An 18,235-nucleotide genomic window follows, 5' to 3' on the forward strand; every position below is an offset into this window, starting at 1 on the left:
GGCCTCCGACACCACACGGTGGAAAAGTCCAGATCGAGAGTGGAAACATCACACACCGCGCGAGAGTGTTCTCATGCGCTTCAACGGCCTGCCCTAGAGTGAGCGCGACCACTACACCGGGGGTCCGCGAGGGAGGACCTTGGCATGAAGATCGACCCGCTGCACCTCGTCGACGTGTTCGTCTACCTGGTGATCCTCAACCTCACCGCGCAGTTCGTGCCGAGCGTCATCTCGGAGAGCTTTGCCGTCTCGCTGGCGACGGCGATCATGCTGAAGCTCGTGCTCGAGGTCGTGCTGCGCGTGAAGAAGGCGGTCGTGGCGCGCCTGCGTGCAGCCTCGACGACCGCGCGGCGTCTGACCTCGGTCGTGATGCTCGTGCTGATCCTGCCCGGCAGCAAGTTCGTCGTGCTGTGGCTGGAGGACGTGCTGTTCGGCGACGCCGTCTCCCTCGGGGGCTTCTGGTCGGTCACGCTGCTCGTGCTCGGTCTCACGGCCGCCCGCGCCGGGGTACGACGCGCGATCGCGCCGGGGCGATCCACCACCTGAAGCGCCGCCCGGGTCGGGTAGAGTGGGTGACGTACCACAGCAACCTTTAACACCGTCCCGTGAGGCGGAGAAGGGAGCGACGGATGAGCACCGGTAACACGCGTACCGTGATGCAGACAGCCGACATCGCCCGCGCACTGACTCGGATCTCCCACGAGATCCTGGAGTCCAACAAAGGGGCGGACGGCCTCGTCCTCCTCGGCATCCCGACCCGGGGGGTGACCCTCGCGGAGCGCATCGGCGGCCTCCTCGGCGAGATCTCCGGCTCGCGCGTCCCCGTCGGCGCCCTCGACGTCACGATGTACCGCGACGACCTGCACCGCAATCCCACCCGCACGCCGCGCCCGACGCAGATCCCGGCCGGGGGGATCGACGGCAAGACCGTCGTCCTCGTGGACGACGTGCTGTTCTCGGGACGCAGCATCCGGGCCGCCCTGGACGCGATCGGCGACATCGGCCGCCCCGCCGCGGTGCGGCTCGCCATCCTCGTGGACCGCGGCCATCGTGAGCTGCCGATCCGCCCCGATTTCGTCGGCAAGAACCTGCCGAGCGCCCGCAGCGAGCGCGTCAACGTGCACCTCGCGGAAGTCGACGGCGTCGAAGAGGTGACGATCGCATCATGAGGCACCTGCTCGACACCCGCACGCTCGCACGCGAGCAGGCCCTGCGCATCCTCGACGTCGCCGAGGACATGCGCGACACCCAGTCGCGGGAGATCAAGAAGCTGCCGACGCTACGCGGCAAGACGATCGTCAACCTCTTCTTCGAGGACTCGACGCGCACGCGCATCTCCTTCGAAGCGGCCGCGAAACGACTGTCGGCCGACGTCATCAACTTCTCCGCCAAGGGTTCCAGCGTCAGCAAGGGGGAGTCGCTGCAGGACACCGCCCAGACGCTGCAGGCGATGGGCGCGGATGCCGTGGTCATCCGTCACGGCGCGTCCGGAGCACCGCACACCCTCGCCACGAGCGGTTGGATCACCGCGGGCGTCGTCAACGCCGGCGACGGCACGCACGAGCACCCCACCCAGGCGCTGCTCGACGCCTTCACGATCCGCAAGCGCCGCTTCGGCGACGACAGCCGCGGTCGAGACCTTGCGGGCGTGCGGGTCGCGATCGTCGGCGACATCCTGCACTCGCGCGTCGCGCGCTCGAACGTCTGGCTGCTGCACACGCTCGGCGCGGAGGTCACTCTCGTCGCTCCTCCGACGCTGATCCCTCAGGATGTCTCGGCGTGGCCGGCGCGCATCGTCTACGACCTCGACGAGGCCATCGCGGGCGCACCGGACGCGATCATGATGCTGCGGATTCAGCTCGAACGCATGAACGCGGCGTATTTCCCCACTGAACGGGAGTATTCGCGTCGATGGGGACTGGATGCCGAGCGTCTGGCCGCTCTGCCGGACGGTAGCATGGTGATGCACCCGGGCCCCATGAACCGGGGCCTGGAGATCTCCGCCGACGCCGCCGATTCCCCGCGCTCGACCGTGCTGGAGCAGGTCGCGAACGGCGTCTCGGTGCGGATGGCGGTGCTGTACCTGGTGCTGGCCGGCGAACGACCCGGCGAGCGCGACACGAACGCAGAGGAGCACGCCCCGTGACGGTTCCACACACCCCGGAGCGCCCGACGATCATCCGCGGCGCCCGCCTGAACGGGGCAGAGGCCGCCGACGTGGTGCTCGAAGGCGGCCGCATCGCCGAGATCGGCACCGGGCTCACCCGCGCCGGCGCCGATGTGGTGGATGCCGACGGGCTGATCGCCCTGCCCGGCCTGGTCGACCTGCACGTGCATCTGCGCGAGCCCGGCTACGAGGCGTCGGAGACGGTGCTGACCGGTTCGCGCGCCGCCGCGGCGGGCGGGTTCACGACGGTGTTCGCGATGCCGAACACCTCGCCGGTCGCCGACACGGCCGGTGTCGTCGAGCAGGAGCTCGCGCTGGGCGAGGCGGCCGGTTACGTGCACGTGCAGCCGATCGGCGCCGTGACGGTGGGGCAGAAGGGCGAACGCCTCGCCGAGCTGGGCGCGATGGCATCCTCCCGCGCCCGCGTGCGCGTCTTCAGCGATGACGGCTTCTGCGTCTTCGACCCGCTCATCATGCGCCGCGCGCTGGAGTACGTGAAGGCGTTCGACGGCGTCGTCGCGCAGCACGCACAGGATCCGCGGCTGACCGAGGGCGCCCAGATGAACGAGGGCACGGTCTCGGCCGAGCTCGGCCTCGCCGGCTGGCCCGCCGTGGCCGAGGAGTCGATCATCGCCCGCGATGTGCTGCTGGCCGAACACGTCGGCTCCCGCCTGCACGTGTGCCACCTCTCGACGGCCGGGTCGGTCGACATCATCCGCTGGGCGAAGAAGCGGGGCGTGAACGTCACCGCCGAGGTCACGCCGCACCACCTGCTCCTCACCGAGGATCTCGTGCGCGGCTACGACGCCCGCTACAAGGTGAACCCGCCGCTGCGCCGCGACGAGGACGTGCAGGCCGTGCGCGAAGGCCTCGCCGACGGCACGATCGACATCGTCGCCACCGACCACGCCCCGCACCCGGCGGAGGCCAAGTCGTGCGAGTGGCAGGCGGCCGCCAACGGCATGGTGGGGCTGGAGTCCGCGCTGCGGGTCGTCCACCAGGCGATGGTGCAGACCGGGATGCTGTCGTGGGACGACGTCGCCCGCGTGATGTCGGCCGCACCGGCCCGCATCGGCCGCCTCGCCGACGCCGGCACGCCGCTCACCGTGGGAGCACCGGCCTCGCTCACGCTGTACGACCCGGCGCCGGTGCGGACATTCGGCCGCGACGATCTGCGCGGACGCAGCGTCAACTCTCCCTACCTGGGCCGCGAACTGCCGGGCGAGGTGCGGTGGACGTTCTTCCGCGGCGCTCCCACGGTCGCCGACGGCGTCGTGGCCACCGCCATGAAGGAGGTCACGTCATGACCCGTGAAGGGGCACTGCTCGTCATGATCGCCGTGGCCGTCGGGCTCCTGGCGCTCGGTGTGGTCGCGTGGCGACGACGATCCCGGCGGGACGGCGGGCTCGCCGCACCGTTCGGCGAGGCGCCGACGGACGCCCGCGAGCAGGTGCGCAGCTCGGGCTTCTACGTCGCGACGACCCGGCACGACGACGCCCTGGAACGCCTCGCGATCCGCGGGCTCGGCTTCCGTTCGCGCCTCGACGTGACGGTCACCGATCGGGGCGTCGCCCTCGACCTCGTGGGCCAGCCGCGCATGTTCCTCGCTCTCGAGCGGATCTCCGGCGTCGACCTCGCCAACACCGCCATCGACCGTGTGGTCGAGGCGGGCGGGCTCGTGCGCATCGCCTGGCTCGCGAACCGCTCGGACGGCTCCACCGAGATCGTCGACAGCTACCTCCGCCCGCAGGACGAGTCGGCCTCCGCCCTCGCCGCTGCGATCTCCGCCCTCCTGCCGCCTTCGACCCCGACCGCGACAGACCAGACCTCCACCACCTCGACGGGAAACGCCGCATGACCTTCTTGCTCGACCCCGCCGTCCTCGTCCTCGAAGACGGCTCCCGCCACCCCGGCCGCGCCTATGGCGCACGGGGCACGACCCTCGGCGAAGTCGTCTTCTCCACCGGCATGACCGGCTACCAGGAGACGCTCACCGATCCCTCCTACGCGGGACAGATCGTCCTGCAGACCGCGCCGCACATCGGCAACACCGGGATGAACGGCGAAGACCCCGAGTCACGCCGCATCTGGGTCGCCGGCTACATCGTGCGCGACCCCTCGCGCGTCGTCTCCAACTGGCGTGCCGACGAGTCGCTCGACGACGCCCTCGTGCGCGACGGGATCGTCGGCATCGCCGGCATCGACACCCGCGCCGTCACCCGCGTGCTCCGCTCGTCGGGCTCGATGCGCGGCGGCGTGTTCTCCGGCGCGGCCGCGGCCCTCGACCCCGAGGAGCAGCTGCGCATCGTGCGCGAAGCGCCCGAGATGGCCGGCCAGAACCTCTCCGCAGCCGTCTCGGTCAGCGAGGTCGAGGTCACGCCCGCCGCCGCCGACGTGCAGAGGCTGGGCGCCCTGGCCGTGCTCGACCTCGGCGTGAAGCGCGCGACCGTGCTCAACCTCGCCGCCCGCGGGTTCGACGTGCACGTGCTGCCGCAGTCGGCGACGATCGACGAGGTCCGCGCGATCGACCCCGTGGCCGTCTTCTACTCCAACGGCCCGGGCGACCCCGCGGCATCCGACGACCACGTCACGCTCCTGCGCAACGTGCTCGACGACGGCCTGCCCTTCTTCGGCATCTGCTTCGGCAACCAGCTGCTCGGCCGTGCGCTCGGCTTCGGCACGTACAAGCTGCCCTTCGGCCACCGCGGCATCAACCAGCCGGTGCTCGACAAGCAGACCGGGCGCGTGGAGATCACGGCGCACAACCACGGGTTCGCCGTGGACGCTCCGCTGGACGGCGAGACCCTCAGCCCGAACGGCTACGGCCGCGTCGAGGTGAGCCACATCGGCCTCAACGACAACGTCGTGGAGGGCCTGCGCGCCCTCGACATCCCGGCGTTCAGCGTGCAGTACCACCCCGAGGCCGCCGGCGGCCCGCACGACGCCAACTACCTCTTCGACCGCTTCGCCGACATGGTGCGCACCTCTCTGGAGAACAAGAACTGATGCCCAAGCGCGACGACATCACGAGCGTCCTCGTCATCGGCTCCGGCCCGATCGTCATCGGCCAGGCCTGCGAGTTCGACTACTCGGGAACCCAGGCCTGCCGCGTGCTGCGCGAGGAGGGCGTGCGCGTCATCCTCGTCAACTCGAACCCGGCGACGATCATGACCGACCCCGACTTCGCGGACGCGACCTACATCGAGCCGATCACGCCCGCCGTGATCGAGACGATCATCCAGAAGGAGAAGCCCGACGCGATCCTGCCGACCCTGGGCGGCCAGACCGCGCTCAACGCCGCCATGGCGCTGCACGAGCAGGGCATCCTCGACAAGTACGGCGTCGAGCTCATCGGCGCCAAGGTCGACGCCATCCGCAAGGGCGAGGACCGTCAGATCTTCAAGCAGCTCGTGCTGGATGCCGGGGCCGACGTGGCCCGCAGCGTCATCTGCCACACGATGGACGATCTGATCTCCGGCGCCGCCGAGCTCGGCTATCCGCTGGTCGTGCGCCCCTCGTTCACGATGGGCGGCCTGGGCTCCGGATTCGCCTACGACGAGGAGGATCTGCGCCGCATCGGCGGTGCGGGCCTGCGCGACTCGCCGACCACCGAGGTGCTCCTGGAGGAGTCGATCCTCGGCTGGAAGGAGTACGAGCTCGAGCTCATGCGCGACATGGCCGACAACACGGTCGTCGTCTGCTCCATCGAGAACGTCGACCCGGTCGGCGTGCACACCGGCGACTCGATCACGGTGGCCCCCGCGCTGACCCTGACCGACCGCGAGTACCAGAAGCTCCGCGACATCGGCATCGACATCATCCGCGCGGTCGGCGTGGACACCGGCGGCTGCAACATCCAGTTCGCCGTCGACCCGGCATCCGGGCGCATCATCGTCATCGAGATGAACCCGCGCGTCTCGCGCTCGTCGGCCCTCGCCTCCAAGGCGACGGGCTTCCCGATCGCGAAGCTCGCCGCGAAGCTCGCGATCGGCTACCGCCTCGACGAGGTCCCGAACGACATCACCCAGGCGACGCCGGCGAGCTTCGAGCCGACGCTCGACTACGTCGTCGTCAAGGTGCCGCGCTTCAACTTCGAGAAGTTCCCGAACGCCGACGCGACGCTCACGACCACCATGAAGTCGGTCGGCGAGGCGATGGCGATCGGCCGCAACTACACGACGGCGCTGCAGAAGGCGCTGCGCTCGCTCGAGAAGCGCGGATCGAGCTTCCACTGGGGCGAAGAGCCCCGCTCGGTGGAGGAGCTGCTGGAGATCGCGAAGGTCCCCACCGACGGGCGCATCGTGACGCTGCAGCAGGCGATGCGCAAGGGCGCCACGGTCGCGCAGGCGTTCGAGGCCACGAAGATCGACCCGTGGTTCCTGGACCAGATGGCACTGATCAACGAGGTCGCCGCCTTCGTGCAGGCCGCCGCCGAGCTGGATGCCGCGACCCTGCGTCTGGCCAAGGAGCACGGCTTCAGCGATGCGCAGCTCGCGCAGCTGCGGGGCGTGACCGAGGCCGAGATCCGCGGCGTCCGCTACGGCCTCGGCATCCGCCCGGTGTACAAGACGGTCGACACGTGCGCGGGGGAGTTCCCCGCCCTGACGCCGTACCACTACTCCAGCTACGACTACGAGACCGAGGTCACGCCGAGCGATCGCACCAAGGTCGTCATCATCGGATCGGGCCCGAACCGCATCGGCCAGGGCGTCGAGTTCGACTACTCGTGCGTGCACGCCTCGTTCGCCCTGTCGGACGCCGGCTACGAGACGATCATGGTCAACTGCAACCCGGAGACCGTCTCGACCGACTACGACACGAGCGACCGGCTGTACTTCGAGCCGCTCACGCTCGAAGACGTCCTGGAGGTCCTGCACGCCGAGAGCGCGTCGGGCACGATCCTCGGCGTGGTCTGCCAGCTCGGCGGTCAGACGCCGCTGGGACTCGCGAAGGGCATCGAGGAGGCCGGCTACACGATCCTCGGCACCTCTCCCGCCGCCATCGACATCGCCGAGGAGCGCGAGCTGTTCTCGCAGCTGCTCGACCGCGCCGGACTCGTGGCCCCGCGCCACGACACGGCCGTCGACGAGGCGGGCGCCGTCGCGATCGCCGAGGAGATCGGCTACCCCGTGCTCGTGCGCCCGAGCTTCGTGCTCGGCGGCCGCGGCATGGAGATCGTCTACGACACCGAGAGCCTGCGCGACTACTTCGTGCGCACCGCCGGTGAGGTCGTCATCGAGGAGGGCAAGCCGCTGCTGGTCGACCGCTTCCTCGACGACGCGATCGAGCTCGACGTCGACGCGCTCTACGACGGCCACGAGCTGTACATCGGTGGCGTCATGGAGCACCTCGAGGAGGCCGGCATCCACTCCGGCGACTCGTCGTGCACCCTCCCGCCCATCTCGCTCGGTCGCACCGAGATCGACCGCGTCCGCACCGCCACGCAGGCGATCGCGGAAGGCGTCGGCGTGCGGGGTCTGCTCAACGTGCAGTTCGCCGTCTCGGCGGGCGTGCTCTACGTGATCGAGGCGAACCCGCGCGCCTCGCGCACCGTGCCGTTCGTGTCGAAGGCGCTCGGCATCCCGCTGGCCAAGGCGGCGTCGCGCATCATGGCCGGCTCTACCATCGCCGAGCTCAAGGCGGAGGGCCTGCTGCCCGTCGAGGACGGCTCGCGCGTGCCGCTGGACGCTCCCGTCGCCGTCAAGGAGGCCGTGCTCCCGTTCAAGCGGTTCCGCACCGCCGACGGCCACACCGTCGACTCCGTGCTCGGCCCGGAGATGCGCTCCACCGGCGAGGTCATGGGCATCGACCGCGACTTCCCGACCGCGTTCGCCAAGAGCCAGGCGGCGGCCTACGGCGGCATGCCGACCTCGGGCACGGTGTTCCTGTCGGTGGCCGATGACGACAAGCGCGCCGTGATCCTGCCGGCGCACCGCCTGCAGGAGCTCGGCTTCCGCCTCGTCGCGACGTCGGGCACGGCCGAGATCCTCGCGCGCAACGGCATCCGCGTGGACGTCGTGAACAAGTACTCCGACACGCAGGAGTCGGGGGAGCGCAACGTCGTCGACCTCATCAACGCGGGCGAGATCGACATCGTCGTGAACACCCCCTCCGGCGGCATCGCCCGCGCCGACGGGTACGAGATCCGCGCGGCGGCCGTGGCCGCCGACAAGGCGCTGTTCACCACGATGGCCGTCCTCGGCGCCGCGGTCAGCGCGCTGCCGGTACTGCGGGAAGGCTTCGCCGTGCGCAGCCTCCAGGAGTACGCCGTCGACCGCGCCGAGGCTCTCCAGGCCGCCGAGCAGCGGGCCGCGGTGTGAGCTCGTTCGGCTCGCGACTGCAGAGGGCCGTCGCCACGCGCGGACGCCTGTGCGTCGGCATCGACCCCCATGAGACGCTCCTGCGGGAGTGGGGGCTCGGTGTCGACGCGCAGGGCGTGCGCGAGTTCGGGCTGCGCACGGTGGATGCCGCGGCATCCACCGTGGCGATCGTCAAGCCGCAGGTGTCGTTCTTCGAGCGGTTCGGAGCCGCCGGGTTCGCCGCCCTCGAAGAGGTCATGGCGGCCGCCCGCGCCGCGGGGCTGCTCGTGATCGCCGACGCCAAGCGCGGCGACATCGGCACGACGATGGACGCGTACGCGGCCGCGTGGCTGCCCCCCGGGGCGCCGCTGGAGGCGGACGCCCTCACCCTGAGCCCGTACCTCGGCGTCGGCGCGCTCGCCTCGACGCTGGCCTCCGCGCTGACCCACGGGAAGGGCGCCTTCGTCCTCGCCGCGACGAGCAACCCCGAGGCGGCGCAGCTGCAGACGGCGCACGTGGACACCGGCGCCCCGGTCGCCGCCGCCGTGGCCGCCGAGGTGGTCGCCGCCGACTCCTCCACGGGCGACTGGGCCTCGCTCGGCCTCGTGGTGGGCGCGACGGTCGACCTCGCGGACCGCGGCCTGCGACCGTTCGGGCGGACCGTGCCGATCCTCGCCCCCGGCTTCGGAGCCCAGGGCGCCGAGCCCGCCGACCTGACGCGCGTGTTCGGTGGCCTCGCCGACGGCGTGATCGCGAGCGAGAGCCGCAGCATCCTGTCCGCCGGACCCGACCGGCTCGCCGCGCGGATCGCCGAACGCGCCGCCCTGTACCGTGGAGGATCCCATGGCTGACTCCCGCACCCCTCCCGAGGTCGACCGTGTCGCGGCATCCCGTCGCGCCGTCGCCGCACGCCGCGAACGCGCGGCCCTCAAGCACGACGTCGCGATGCGGGTCATCACGCCGCAGGAGCTGTTGCAGCGCGCGCTCGACGCACCGGAGAGCCCCGCCGGCGCGATGCGGATCACCGAGTTCCTGACGGCGCTGCCGGCCATCGGCGAGGGCAAGCGCGACCGCATCCTCGCGGACCTGGAGATCGCCCCCGTCAAGCGGCTCGGCGGCCTGGGCGCCCGCCAACGCGTCGCGCTGAAGGACTGGCTCGACACCCGGTTCCCGCCGCTGCAGCCCCGCGGCGGCCGCAGCCGGCTGATCGTGCTCGCGGGGCCCACCGCCGTCGGCAAGGGCACCGTCGCCGCCCACATCAAGGAGCACCACCCCGAGATCCTGCTGTCCGTCTCGGCCACCACCCGTGCGCCGCGACCGGGCGAGGTCGACGGTGAGCACTACTTCTTCGTCGACGACGCCGGCTTCGACCGGCTCATCGCCGACGGCGCCCTGCTGGAGCACGCCACGGTGCACAACGCGTTCCGCTACGGGACACCGCGCGGGCCGATCGACGAGGCGCTGGCCGCGGGCCGTACGGTGCTGTTGGAGATCGACCTGCAGGGCGCGCGCCAGGTGCGCGCCGCCGCGCCCGACGCGACGCTGGTGTTCCTCACCCCGCCCAGCTGGGACGAGCTCGTCAACCGCCTCGTGGGGCGCGGGACCGAGGGAGCCGAGGAGCGGACCCGACGCCTCAAGACGGCCAAGGTGGAGCTCGCCGCCCAGGGCGAGTTCGACTACCGCGTCGTCAACGACGACGTCGCCCGCGCCGCCGCCGAGATCGCGGCCCTCGCCCGCTGAGCGCCGCTTCATCCGTCCCGCGAGGTCGGATCGCACCCGCAGAAGCGACGTCGCGGGACGGATGAAAGCGATCGCCGAGTCCGCGCTGATAGAATGAACGGATGCCGCGGCATCCTGCGGCCACGAGTTCTCCCGCGTGGGCGTGTCCCCGCGAGTTTTCCCACCGCCATTCGATCCTGGAGGTTCATCATGGCCGGACGTGACAAGGGCATCATCGACCCGCCCATCGACGCACTGCTCGACAAGGTCGACTCCAAGTACCAGCTCGTGATCTACGCGGCCAAGCGCGCGCGCCAGATCAACGATTACTACTCCGACCTGCACGAGGGGAACCTCTTCGACAACGTCGGTCCGCTCGTCGACTCGAGCGTCGAGGACAAGCCGCTCACGATCGCGCTGCACGAGATCCACGAGGACAAGCTGCGCCTGCGCGCGGCCGAGTGATCCTCCGCTGACTTCATGACGCCGTATGGCGTCGCCATGCCCGTGATCCCCGCTACGACGACGTCGTGTCGGAGATCGCGGGCATGATTGTCGAGTACCCGTTGTCGTCTGGAGCACCGATGAGCGCGCTGCGTCTGTTCACGTCCGAATCCGTCACCGAGGGGCACCCGGACAAGATCTGCGACCAGATCTCCGACTCGATCCTCGACGCCCTGCTGACGGTCGACCCGGGCAGCCGTGTCGCGGTGGAGACCCTCGTGACCACGGGCCTCGTGCACGTGGCGGGCGAGGTCCGCACCGACGGGTACGTCGACATCCCCGGCATCGTCCGCCGGGTCGTGAACCGCATCGGCTACACCTCGAGCGAGACCGGCTTCGACGGCGACTCCTGCGGCGTCACGGTGTCGATCGGCGAGCAGTCCGGCGACATCGCGGCCGGCGTCGACAACGCGATCGAGCACCGCGAGGGCGGTTCGGTCGACCCCGTCGACGCGCTCGGCGCGGGCGACCAGGGCATCATGTTCGGCTACGCGACGAACGAGACACCGCAGCTCATGCCGATGGCGATCTGGACCGCCCACCGGCTGGCCGAGCGTCTCACGGATGCCCGCCGCTCCGGCGCGCTCGGGTTCCTGCGTCCCGACGGCAAGACCCAGGTGACCCTCGGCTACGACGGTCCGGTGCCGCGCACCGTCGACACCGTCGTGCTCTCCACCCAGCACAACCCCGACATCTCGCTGCCCGCCCTGCGCGCCGCGGTGCAGGCCGAGGTCATCGACCCCATCCTCGCCACCACCGGCCTCGACGTGTCGAACGTCCGCTACGTCATCAACCCCGCGGGCCCGTTCGTCACCGGCGGCCCGAAGGGCGACGCCGGTCTCACCGGCCGCAAGATCATCATCGACACCTACGGCGGCGCGTCCCGCCACGGCGGCGGCGCGTTCAGCGGCAAGGACCCGTCCAAGGTCGACCGCTCCGCCGCCTACGCGATGCGGTGGGTCGCCAAGAACGCCGTCGCGGCCGGTCTCGCCGACCGCCTCGAGGTGCAGGTCGCGTACGCGATCGGTCGCGCGGAGCCCGTCGGGCTCTACGTCGAGACGTTCGGCACCGCGCACGTGTCCGACGAGAAGATCACCCGGGCGATCCGAGAGGTGTTCGACCTGCGTCCGAGGGCGATCATCGACGACCTCGACCTGCTGCGGCCCATCTACGCGCAGACGGCCGCCTACGGCCACTTCGGCCGGGAGCTTCCCGAGTTCACCTGGGAGCGCACCGACCGCGTCGAGGAGCTGCGCGCCGCCGCGGGTCTCTGACCGACGCCGTGATCGTCGTCGCCCGGGTCCTCATCGACTCGCCCCTGCCGCAGCTGGACCGGCTCTTCGACTACGAGGTCCCGGCATCGCTCGTCGCCGACGCCGTGCCGGGAGTCCGGGTGCGCGTGCCGCTGCGGACGGCGGGGCGCGTCGTGGACGGCTACCTCGTCGAGGTGCACACGGCGGAGGCGCCCGAGCGGCCGCTCTCCGAGCTCGACGCGGTCGTCTCGTCGGTGCCCGTGCTGACCCCGGCGCTGTACGCGCTCGCCCGACGCGCGGCCGACCGCGCCGCCGGCTCGGCGAGCGACATCCTGAGGCTGGTGATCCCGAAGCGGATGGTGCGCGCGGAGAAGGCGTGGCTCGCCGCCGGCGATGCGGACGCCTCCGCCGCCGCGGTGTCGACGGATGCCGCGGCCTGGGCCGACGGCGTGCTCGCGGCCTATCCGGGGCTGTCCGGGGCCGTCGCGGCGGGGGAGCGGCTCGCCCTCGACGCGCCGCCGCGCCCCGCCCCCGATCGCCCGGCCGGCGCGTGGGCCGACCTGGTCGCCGCGATCGCCGTGCGCACGCTGGCGGACGGGCGCAGCACTGTGCTGGTGGTGCCCGATCACCGCGACCAGGACCAGCTCCTGACCGCCCTCGCGGGGCGCGCGCCCGACGACGCCGTGGTGCGCGACGACGCGCGCCGCTCCGGCCCCGAGCGCTACGCCACCTACCTGCGGCTGCTGACGCCGTCGCCGTGCATCGTGGTCGGCAACCGGTCGACGGTCTACGCCCCCGCGCACGACACGGCCTGCGTCGTCGTGTGGGACGACGGCGACCCCCTGCTGGCCGAGCCGCTCAGTCCCGGCGTCCACGCGCGCGACGCGGCCCTCCTCCGCCAGGAGCTGGAGGGCTCGGCGCTCGTGTTCGCCGGTCACACGCGCACGACCGACGTGGAGCGGCTGGTGCAGCTCGGCTGGGTGCGCGACCTGCCGGCGGCCCGGAGGCCGAGCCCGACCGTCGTGCTGTCGGCCACACGCGAGGGCGAGTCGCGGGGAGCCCGCGTGCCGTCGAGCGCGTTCGCCGCCGCCCGCGACGCCCTGCACGAGGGACCGGTCCTCGTGCAGGTCGCCCGCCCGGGCTACTCGCCGGTGCTGGTGTGCGCCGACTGCCGCACGCCCGCCCGCTGCCGCCATTGCACGGGCCCGCTGCGGGCGCGCCGCCCCGGAGCGACCCCCGACTGCGGATGGTGCGGCCGTTCCGCCCCCGCCTGGACGTGCGCGAACTGCGGCTCGGTGAAGCTGCGCATGGCGTCGTCGGGCAGCGAGCGCACGGCGGACGAGCTCGGACGCGCCTTCCCCCACACCCGCGTCATCGTCGCCGACGGCGCGCATCCCGTGACCCACGTCGACGAGCGGCCGGCGCTCGTCATCGCGACCCGCGGCGCCGAGCCGTTCGCGCGCGGCGGCTATCGCGCGGTGATCCTGCTCGACGGCGACCGGATGCTGCTGGCCGAGCAGCTGCGCATCGGGGAGTCCGCGCTGCGCTGGTGGTCGAACGCGGCCGCACTCGCGGCCCCGACGGCCCCCGTGCACCTCGTGGGTGTCGCGGGACCGGTCGCACGCGCCCTCGCGACCTGGACGCAGCCGGCCTACGCGCGCGCGGAGCTCGCCGACCGCGCGCCGCTCGCGATGCCACCGGTGATCCGCGTCGCGGCGGTCGAGGGCAGCGTGACCGCCGTCGAGGGGGCGCTCAGCGCGGTCCGCGACGCCGTTCCCACGCTCGCCGCCCCCGCGGGCGCGATCCTGGGTCCCGTCCCCGTCGAGGAGGGGGTGGTCCGCGCCCTCGTGCGCTTCGACTACGCCCACGGCAAGGCGGTCGCCGAGACGCTGCGCGCGGCCGTCGTCGCCGAGGCCCTGCGGGGGCGTCGCGCGGCCCGTCGCGGACCGGCGCGCGGGGCGAACAGCGGCGCGCGCACTACACTGCGGGTGCGGCTCGACGTCCCCGAACTCGATCTCTGATCCGGCGGGCTCGCCGCCGTGATCGTCGTCATCAACCGAGGTATCCCATGCGCATCGTCTTCGCCGGCACACCGGCGCCCGCCGTCCCGTCCCTGCGGGCGGTCGCGGCATCCGCTCACGATCTCGTCGGGGTCGTCACCCGCAGCGACGCGCCCCTCGGTCGCAAGCGGGTGCTGACGCCGTCCGCGGTGGCCGCGGCGGCAGCGGACCTGGGGGTGCCGATCGTCAAGGCCGACCGCCTCGACGCCGCGGCGAGCGCCGCGATCGACGCCCTCGCGCCCGATCTCGGCGTCATCGTGGCCTACGGCGGCCTCGTGCGGGAACCGCTGCTGTCGATGCCGAAGCACGGGTGGATCAACCTGCACTTCTCCCTCCTGCCGCGCTGGCGGGGCGCAGCCCCGGTGCAGCACGCGCTCATCGCGGGGGACCGGAGCACGGGCGCGAGCGTGTTCCAGCTCGTCGCCGCCCTGGATGCGGGTGACGTGTTCGCAGAGGTGCGCTACGACGTCCCCCGCGGCGCGACCGCGGGGGAGGTGCTCACCGAGCTGGCCGACGCCGGCGCCGAGCTGCTCGTGCGCGTCGTCGACGAGATCGCGGCGGGAACCGCGCGCGCGACGCCGCAGACGGGGACGGCCACGCTCGCTCCGAAGCTGTCCATCGCCGATGGCGCCCTCGATCTCACGGCTCCCGCCGACGTCGTGCTGGACCGTTTCCGCGGCACGACGCCCGAGCCCGGGGCGCATGTGAGCTTCGACGGCGCGCGGCTGAAGATCCTCGCGGCGCACCGCGGGCCGGATGCGGGGCTGGAGCCGGGCGTGGTGAGCGCCTCGGGCCGCGACATCCTGCTCGGTGCCGGCGGCGGCACCAGCGTGGTCCTGAAGACCGTCCAGCCGGCCGGCAAGAGCGCGATGGCGGCGGGGGACTGGTGGCGCGGCGTGCGGGTCGACGACCCGCGCATCGAGCTGCCGTCGTCGGGGGAGGCGGCCTCGTGAGCGGGTCGCCGCGCTGGGTGGCCTACGACGTACTGCGCGCCGTGCACGACTCCGACGCGTACGCCAACCTCCTGCTGCCGCGTGCGATCACGCGGGCCGGGCTCACCGGCCCCGACGCCGGACTGGCCACCGAGCTGACCTACGGCACGCTGCGCCGCGAGGGCACCTACGACGCGATCATCGCGGATGCCGCACGTCGCCCGGTCGCCGACATCGACCCCGCCGTGCGCGACGCCCTGCTGCTGGGGGTCCATCAGCTGCTGGCGATGCGCACGCCCGCGCACGCGGCCGTCAACGAGACCGTCCGCCAGGTGCGCAAAGCCGTCGGCGCGTCGGCGGCGGGCTTCGCGAACGCGGTGCTGCGTCGCGTCAGCGAGCGGACGCCGGACGAGTGGGACGAGCGTCTCGCGGCGGGGGCGCGGTCGGACGACGAGCGCCTCGCCCTCCGCTACGCGCATCCGGTGTGGGTGATCCGCGCCTTCCGCCGCGCCCTGGCCGCGGAAAGCCGCGCCGACGAGCTCGAAGCGCTCCTCGCCGCCGACAATGCAGCGCCGGTGGTCACCCTCGCCGCTCTCCCCGGACTGGCGCACCGGCCCGCCGACGCCGCGCCGACGCCGTATTCGCCGCTCGGGTTCCGCTCCGCCGGGGGCGATCCCGGTGCGCTGGTCGCGGCATCCGGGGGCCTCGTCCGCGTGCAGGACGAGGGATCCCAACTGGCGGCGCTCGCCCTCTCCCGCGCCCTCCCGGTGGCACCCGGCGAGCGCTGGCTGGACCTGTGCGCCGCGCCGGGGGGCAAGACGGCGGTGCTCGCGGCGGAGGCGCTCGCCCACGGCGCGGAGCTGGAGGCGAACGAGCTGTCGCCGGCTCGCGCGCCGCTCGTGCGCGACTCGGTCGCGTCGGTACCGCTGGAGGTTCCGGTGTCGGAGGAGGACGGTCGCACACGGGCCGCCCGCGGGCGCTACGACCGCATCCTCGTCGATGCCCCCTGCACCGGCCTGGGCGCCCTGCGCCGTCGTCCCGAGGCGCGCTGGCGCAAGCAGCCCGCCGACGTCCCCGAGCTCGCCGCGCTCCAGACCGAACTGCTGGATGCCGCGATCGCGGCACTCCGCCCGGGCGGCATCGTCGCCTACGTCACGTGCTCGCCGCACCTGGCCGAGACCGCCGCGGTCGTCGCCGACGCCCTGCGCACCCACGGCGAGACCATCGAGGAGATCGATGCGCGTGCGGTCGTCGCGGGGATCTCCGACGCACCGATCGATCTCGCCGCACCCGCGGACGGGTCCGGGCGCGCGCAGCTGTGGCCGCACCGTCACGGCACCGATGCCATGTCCATCTCGCTGCTGCGCAAGCGCTGAGCGGCCCGGCGGGCCCGTCGGCGGCGGCTAGGGTGGTGCCGTGACCGGCGACATCCGCATCAACCCCAGCATCCTGGCCGCCGACTTCGTGAACATGCAGTCGGAGCTGGCCCGTATCGGGACAGCCGACTTCGTCCACGTCGACGTGATGGACAACCACTTCGTGCCGAATCTGACGTTCGGTCCGCAGATGGTCGAGCGCATCCAGGCGACGAGCCCGGTGCCGCTGGACGTGCACCTCATGATCTCGGACGTCGACCGCTGGGCTCCCGGCTATGCCGAGCTGGGTGCGGCATCGGTCACCTTCCACCTCGAGGCCGCGACCGATCCCGTGGCCCTCGCGCGCCGCCTGCGCGCGATCGGTGCCCGCGCCGGCGTGGCGGTGAAGCCCGCGACGGCGGTCGAGGGGCTCTTCGACGTGCTCGACGAGTTCGACCAGATCCTCGTCATGACCGTGGAGCCCGGCTTCGGCGGACAGTCGTTCATGGCCGACCAGATGCCCAAGCTGGCGCGACTGCACGACGAGGCCCGTCGGCGCGGCTCGCAGGTGTGGCTGCAGGTCGACGGGGGCATCTCGGAGTCGACGATCGCCCAGGCCGCCGAGGCCGGCGCCGACACGTTCGTCGCCGGTTCGGCCGTCTTCGGCGCGGGGGAGCCGGACCGCGCGATCGCCGCCCTGCGTCGCCTCGCCGTCGATCACCACCGGCACTGACCCGCCCGCCGGCCGCCCGGACGGCGCTCGCCCCCGGCGCGGACCGGTAGCCTGTCAGGGTGAAGACGTTCGACGCCCTGTTCGCGGAGCTGACGACGACCGCCGAGACCCGTCCCGAGGGTTCCGGCACGGTCGCGCAGCTCGACCGCGGCGTGCACGCCATCGGGAAGAAGATCGTCGAAGAGGCCGCCGAGGTGTGGATGGCCGCGGAGTACCAGTCCGACGACGAGACGGCCGAGGAGATCTCCCAGCTGCTGTACCACCTGCAGGTGCTCATGCTGGCCAAGGGCCTCACCCTCGACGACGTGTACCGACATCTCTGAGCGCGCTCCCGCCTCTGCTCGTCCCGCTACCGAAAGCCCTTCACCCATGCTGCGCATCGCCGTGCCGAACAAGGGGTCGCTCGCCGACACCGCCGCCGAGATGCTCGCGGAGGCCGGATACACCGGCCGTCGCGACCCCAAGGATCTCCATGTCATCGACCCGATCAACGAGGTCGAGTTCTTCTACCTGCGTCCGAAGGACATCGCGACCTACGTCGGCTCCGGCGCCCTCGATGTCGGCATCACCGGCCGCGACCTGCTCCTCGACGCCCGGATGCCGGGGGCACGCGAGATCGAGCAGCTCGGCTTCGGCGGCTCGACGTTCCGCTTCGCCGGCCCTCCCGGACGCTTCACCGCGGTGACCGACCTCGAGGGCCTGCGGGTCGCGACGGCCTACCCGGGCCTCGTCGACGGCTTCCTCGACGAGCAGGGCGTCGCCGTCGACCTCGTGCCGCTGGACGGTGCGGTCGAGTCGGCGGTGCAGCTCGGCGTGGCGGATGCCGTCGCTGACGTGGTCTCCACCGGCACGACGCTGAAGCAGGCGGGCCTGGAGATCTTCGGACCGGTGCTCCTGCAGTCGGAGGCCGTGCTCATCGGGGCTCCCACCGAGGCCGAGGGCACCGAGACCCTGCTGCGGCGCCTGCGTGGCGTCATGGTCGCGCGTCGCTACGTGCTCATCGACTACGACCTGCCCGCGTCGCTGGTCGACGACGCGGTGGCGATCGCACCCGGCATCGAGTCGCCCACCATCTCGCCGCTGCGCGACCCCGAGTGGGTGGCGGTGCGCGTGATGAGCCCGCGCACGACGGTCAATCAGGTCATGGACGCGCTCTACGCCATCGGCGCCCGCGCCATCCTGGTGACGCCGATCCACAACGCGAGGCTCTGAC

17 protein-coding genes are annotated in these 18,235 nt (G+C 72.3%); all 17 read left to right on the top strand.

The annotated features are described in order from the left end of the window. Positions 1 to 144: 144 nt before the first annotated feature. The 17 genes from AC1Q49_RS00230 (at position 145) to hisG (ending at position 18,234) form a co-directional block, all read left to right on the top strand. Positions 145 to 546, top strand: a complete 402-nt coding sequence (locus AC1Q49_RS00230) for a hypothetical protein (protein WP_492490623.1) — start codon at positions 145 to 147, stop codon at positions 544 to 546. 83 nt (positions 547 to 629) lie between these two features. Further along, positions 630 to 1,169, top strand: a complete 540-nt coding sequence (pyrR, locus tag AC1Q49_RS00235) for a bifunctional pyr operon transcriptional regulator/uracil phosphoribosyltransferase PyrR (protein ID WP_101306400.1) — start codon at positions 630 to 632, stop codon at positions 1,167 to 1,169. Next, positions 1,166 to 2,146, top strand: coding sequence for an aspartate carbamoyltransferase catalytic subunit (locus AC1Q49_RS00240; RefSeq protein WP_060958608.1), 981 nt, complete (start codon positions 1,166 to 1,168; stop codon positions 2,144 to 2,146). The genes pyrR and AC1Q49_RS00240 overlap by 4 nt, the downstream gene beginning before the upstream one ends. Further along, positions 2,143 to 3,474, top strand: a complete 1,332-nt coding sequence (locus AC1Q49_RS00245; RefSeq protein ID WP_223848936.1) for a dihydroorotase — start codon at positions 2,143 to 2,145, stop codon at positions 3,472 to 3,474. Before AC1Q49_RS00240 ends, AC1Q49_RS00245 begins: the two co-directional genes overlap by 4 nt. Beyond that, entirely contained in the window at positions 3,471 to 4,025 is a 555-nt protein-coding gene (locus AC1Q49_RS00250) for a PH-like domain-containing protein (RefSeq protein ID WP_101306401.1), read from the top strand. The genes AC1Q49_RS00245 and AC1Q49_RS00250 overlap by 4 nt, the downstream gene beginning before the upstream one ends. After that, complete coding sequence (carA, locus tag AC1Q49_RS00255; protein WP_101306402.1) at positions 4,022 to 5,173, top strand: glutamine-hydrolyzing carbamoyl-phosphate synthase small subunit; 1,152 nt, start codon at positions 4,022 to 4,024, stop codon at positions 5,171 to 5,173. Before AC1Q49_RS00250 ends, carA begins: the two co-directional genes overlap by 4 nt. Further along, entirely contained in the window at positions 5,173 to 8,487 is a 3,315-nt protein-coding gene (gene carB, locus AC1Q49_RS00260; RefSeq protein WP_060958611.1) for a carbamoyl-phosphate synthase large subunit, read from the top strand. The genes carA and carB overlap by 1 nt, the downstream gene beginning before the upstream one ends. Further along, positions 8,484 to 9,317 carry an orotidine-5'-phosphate decarboxylase gene (pyrF, locus tag AC1Q49_RS00265; RefSeq protein ID WP_492490624.1) on the top strand — a complete coding sequence of 278 codons (834 nt, stop codon included), beginning with the start codon at positions 8,484 to 8,486 and terminating at the stop codon, positions 9,315 to 9,317. Before carB ends, pyrF begins: the two co-directional genes overlap by 4 nt. Then, the gene (gene gmk / locus AC1Q49_RS00270; RefSeq protein ID WP_101306404.1) at positions 9,310 to 10,206 is read left to right on the top strand and encodes a guanylate kinase; all 897 of its coding nucleotides are present in this window, start codon (positions 9,310 to 9,312) and stop codon (positions 10,204 to 10,206) included. The genes pyrF and gmk overlap by 8 nt, the downstream gene beginning before the upstream one ends. A gap of 189 nt (positions 10,207 to 10,395) precedes the next feature. Beyond that, entirely contained in the window at positions 10,396 to 10,650 is a 255-nt protein-coding gene (gene rpoZ / locus AC1Q49_RS00275; RefSeq protein ID WP_060958614.1) for a DNA-directed RNA polymerase subunit omega, read from the top strand. 119 nt (positions 10,651 to 10,769) lie between these two features. Beyond that, positions 10,770 to 11,963: a methionine adenosyltransferase gene (metK, locus tag AC1Q49_RS00280; RefSeq protein WP_492490625.1), complete on the top strand. Its 1,194-nt coding sequence runs from the start codon at positions 10,770 to 10,772 to the stop codon at positions 11,961 to 11,963. Between the two features lie 8 nt (positions 11,964 to 11,971). Beyond that, positions 11,972 to 13,963, top strand: a complete 1,992-nt coding sequence (locus AC1Q49_RS00285) for a primosomal protein N' family DNA-binding protein (protein ID WP_492490626.1) — start codon at positions 11,972 to 11,974, stop codon at positions 13,961 to 13,963. 47 nt (positions 13,964 to 14,010) lie between these two features. After that, positions 14,011 to 14,955 (top strand): methionyl-tRNA formyltransferase, encoded by a 945-nt coding sequence (gene fmt / locus AC1Q49_RS00290; RefSeq protein ID WP_101306407.1) that lies wholly within the window; start codon positions 14,011 to 14,013, stop codon positions 14,953 to 14,955. Then, on the top strand, positions 14,952 to 16,310 hold the full coding sequence (locus AC1Q49_RS00295; RefSeq protein ID WP_492490627.1) for an RsmB/NOP family class I SAM-dependent RNA methyltransferase: 1,359 nt from the start codon (positions 14,952 to 14,954) through the stop codon (positions 16,308 to 16,310). The genes fmt and AC1Q49_RS00295 overlap by 4 nt, the downstream gene beginning before the upstream one ends. A gap of 40 nt (positions 16,311 to 16,350) precedes the next feature. Next, positions 16,351 to 17,022: a ribulose-phosphate 3-epimerase gene (gene rpe, locus AC1Q49_RS00300; RefSeq protein WP_492490628.1), complete on the top strand. Its 672-nt coding sequence runs from the start codon at positions 16,351 to 16,353 to the stop codon at positions 17,020 to 17,022. A gap of 59 nt (positions 17,023 to 17,081) precedes the next feature. Continuing rightward, positions 17,082 to 17,345 (top strand): phosphoribosyl-ATP diphosphatase, encoded by a 264-nt coding sequence (locus tag AC1Q49_RS00305; RefSeq protein WP_060958619.1) that lies wholly within the window; start codon positions 17,082 to 17,084, stop codon positions 17,343 to 17,345. Between the two features lie 46 nt (positions 17,346 to 17,391). Then, complete coding sequence (gene hisG, locus AC1Q49_RS00310; protein WP_061781743.1) at positions 17,392 to 18,234, top strand: ATP phosphoribosyltransferase; 843 nt, start codon at positions 17,392 to 17,394, stop codon at positions 18,232 to 18,234. Position 18,235 lies beyond the last annotated feature (1 nt).

The organism is Microbacterium sp. MPR-TSA4, assembly GCF_058792815.1.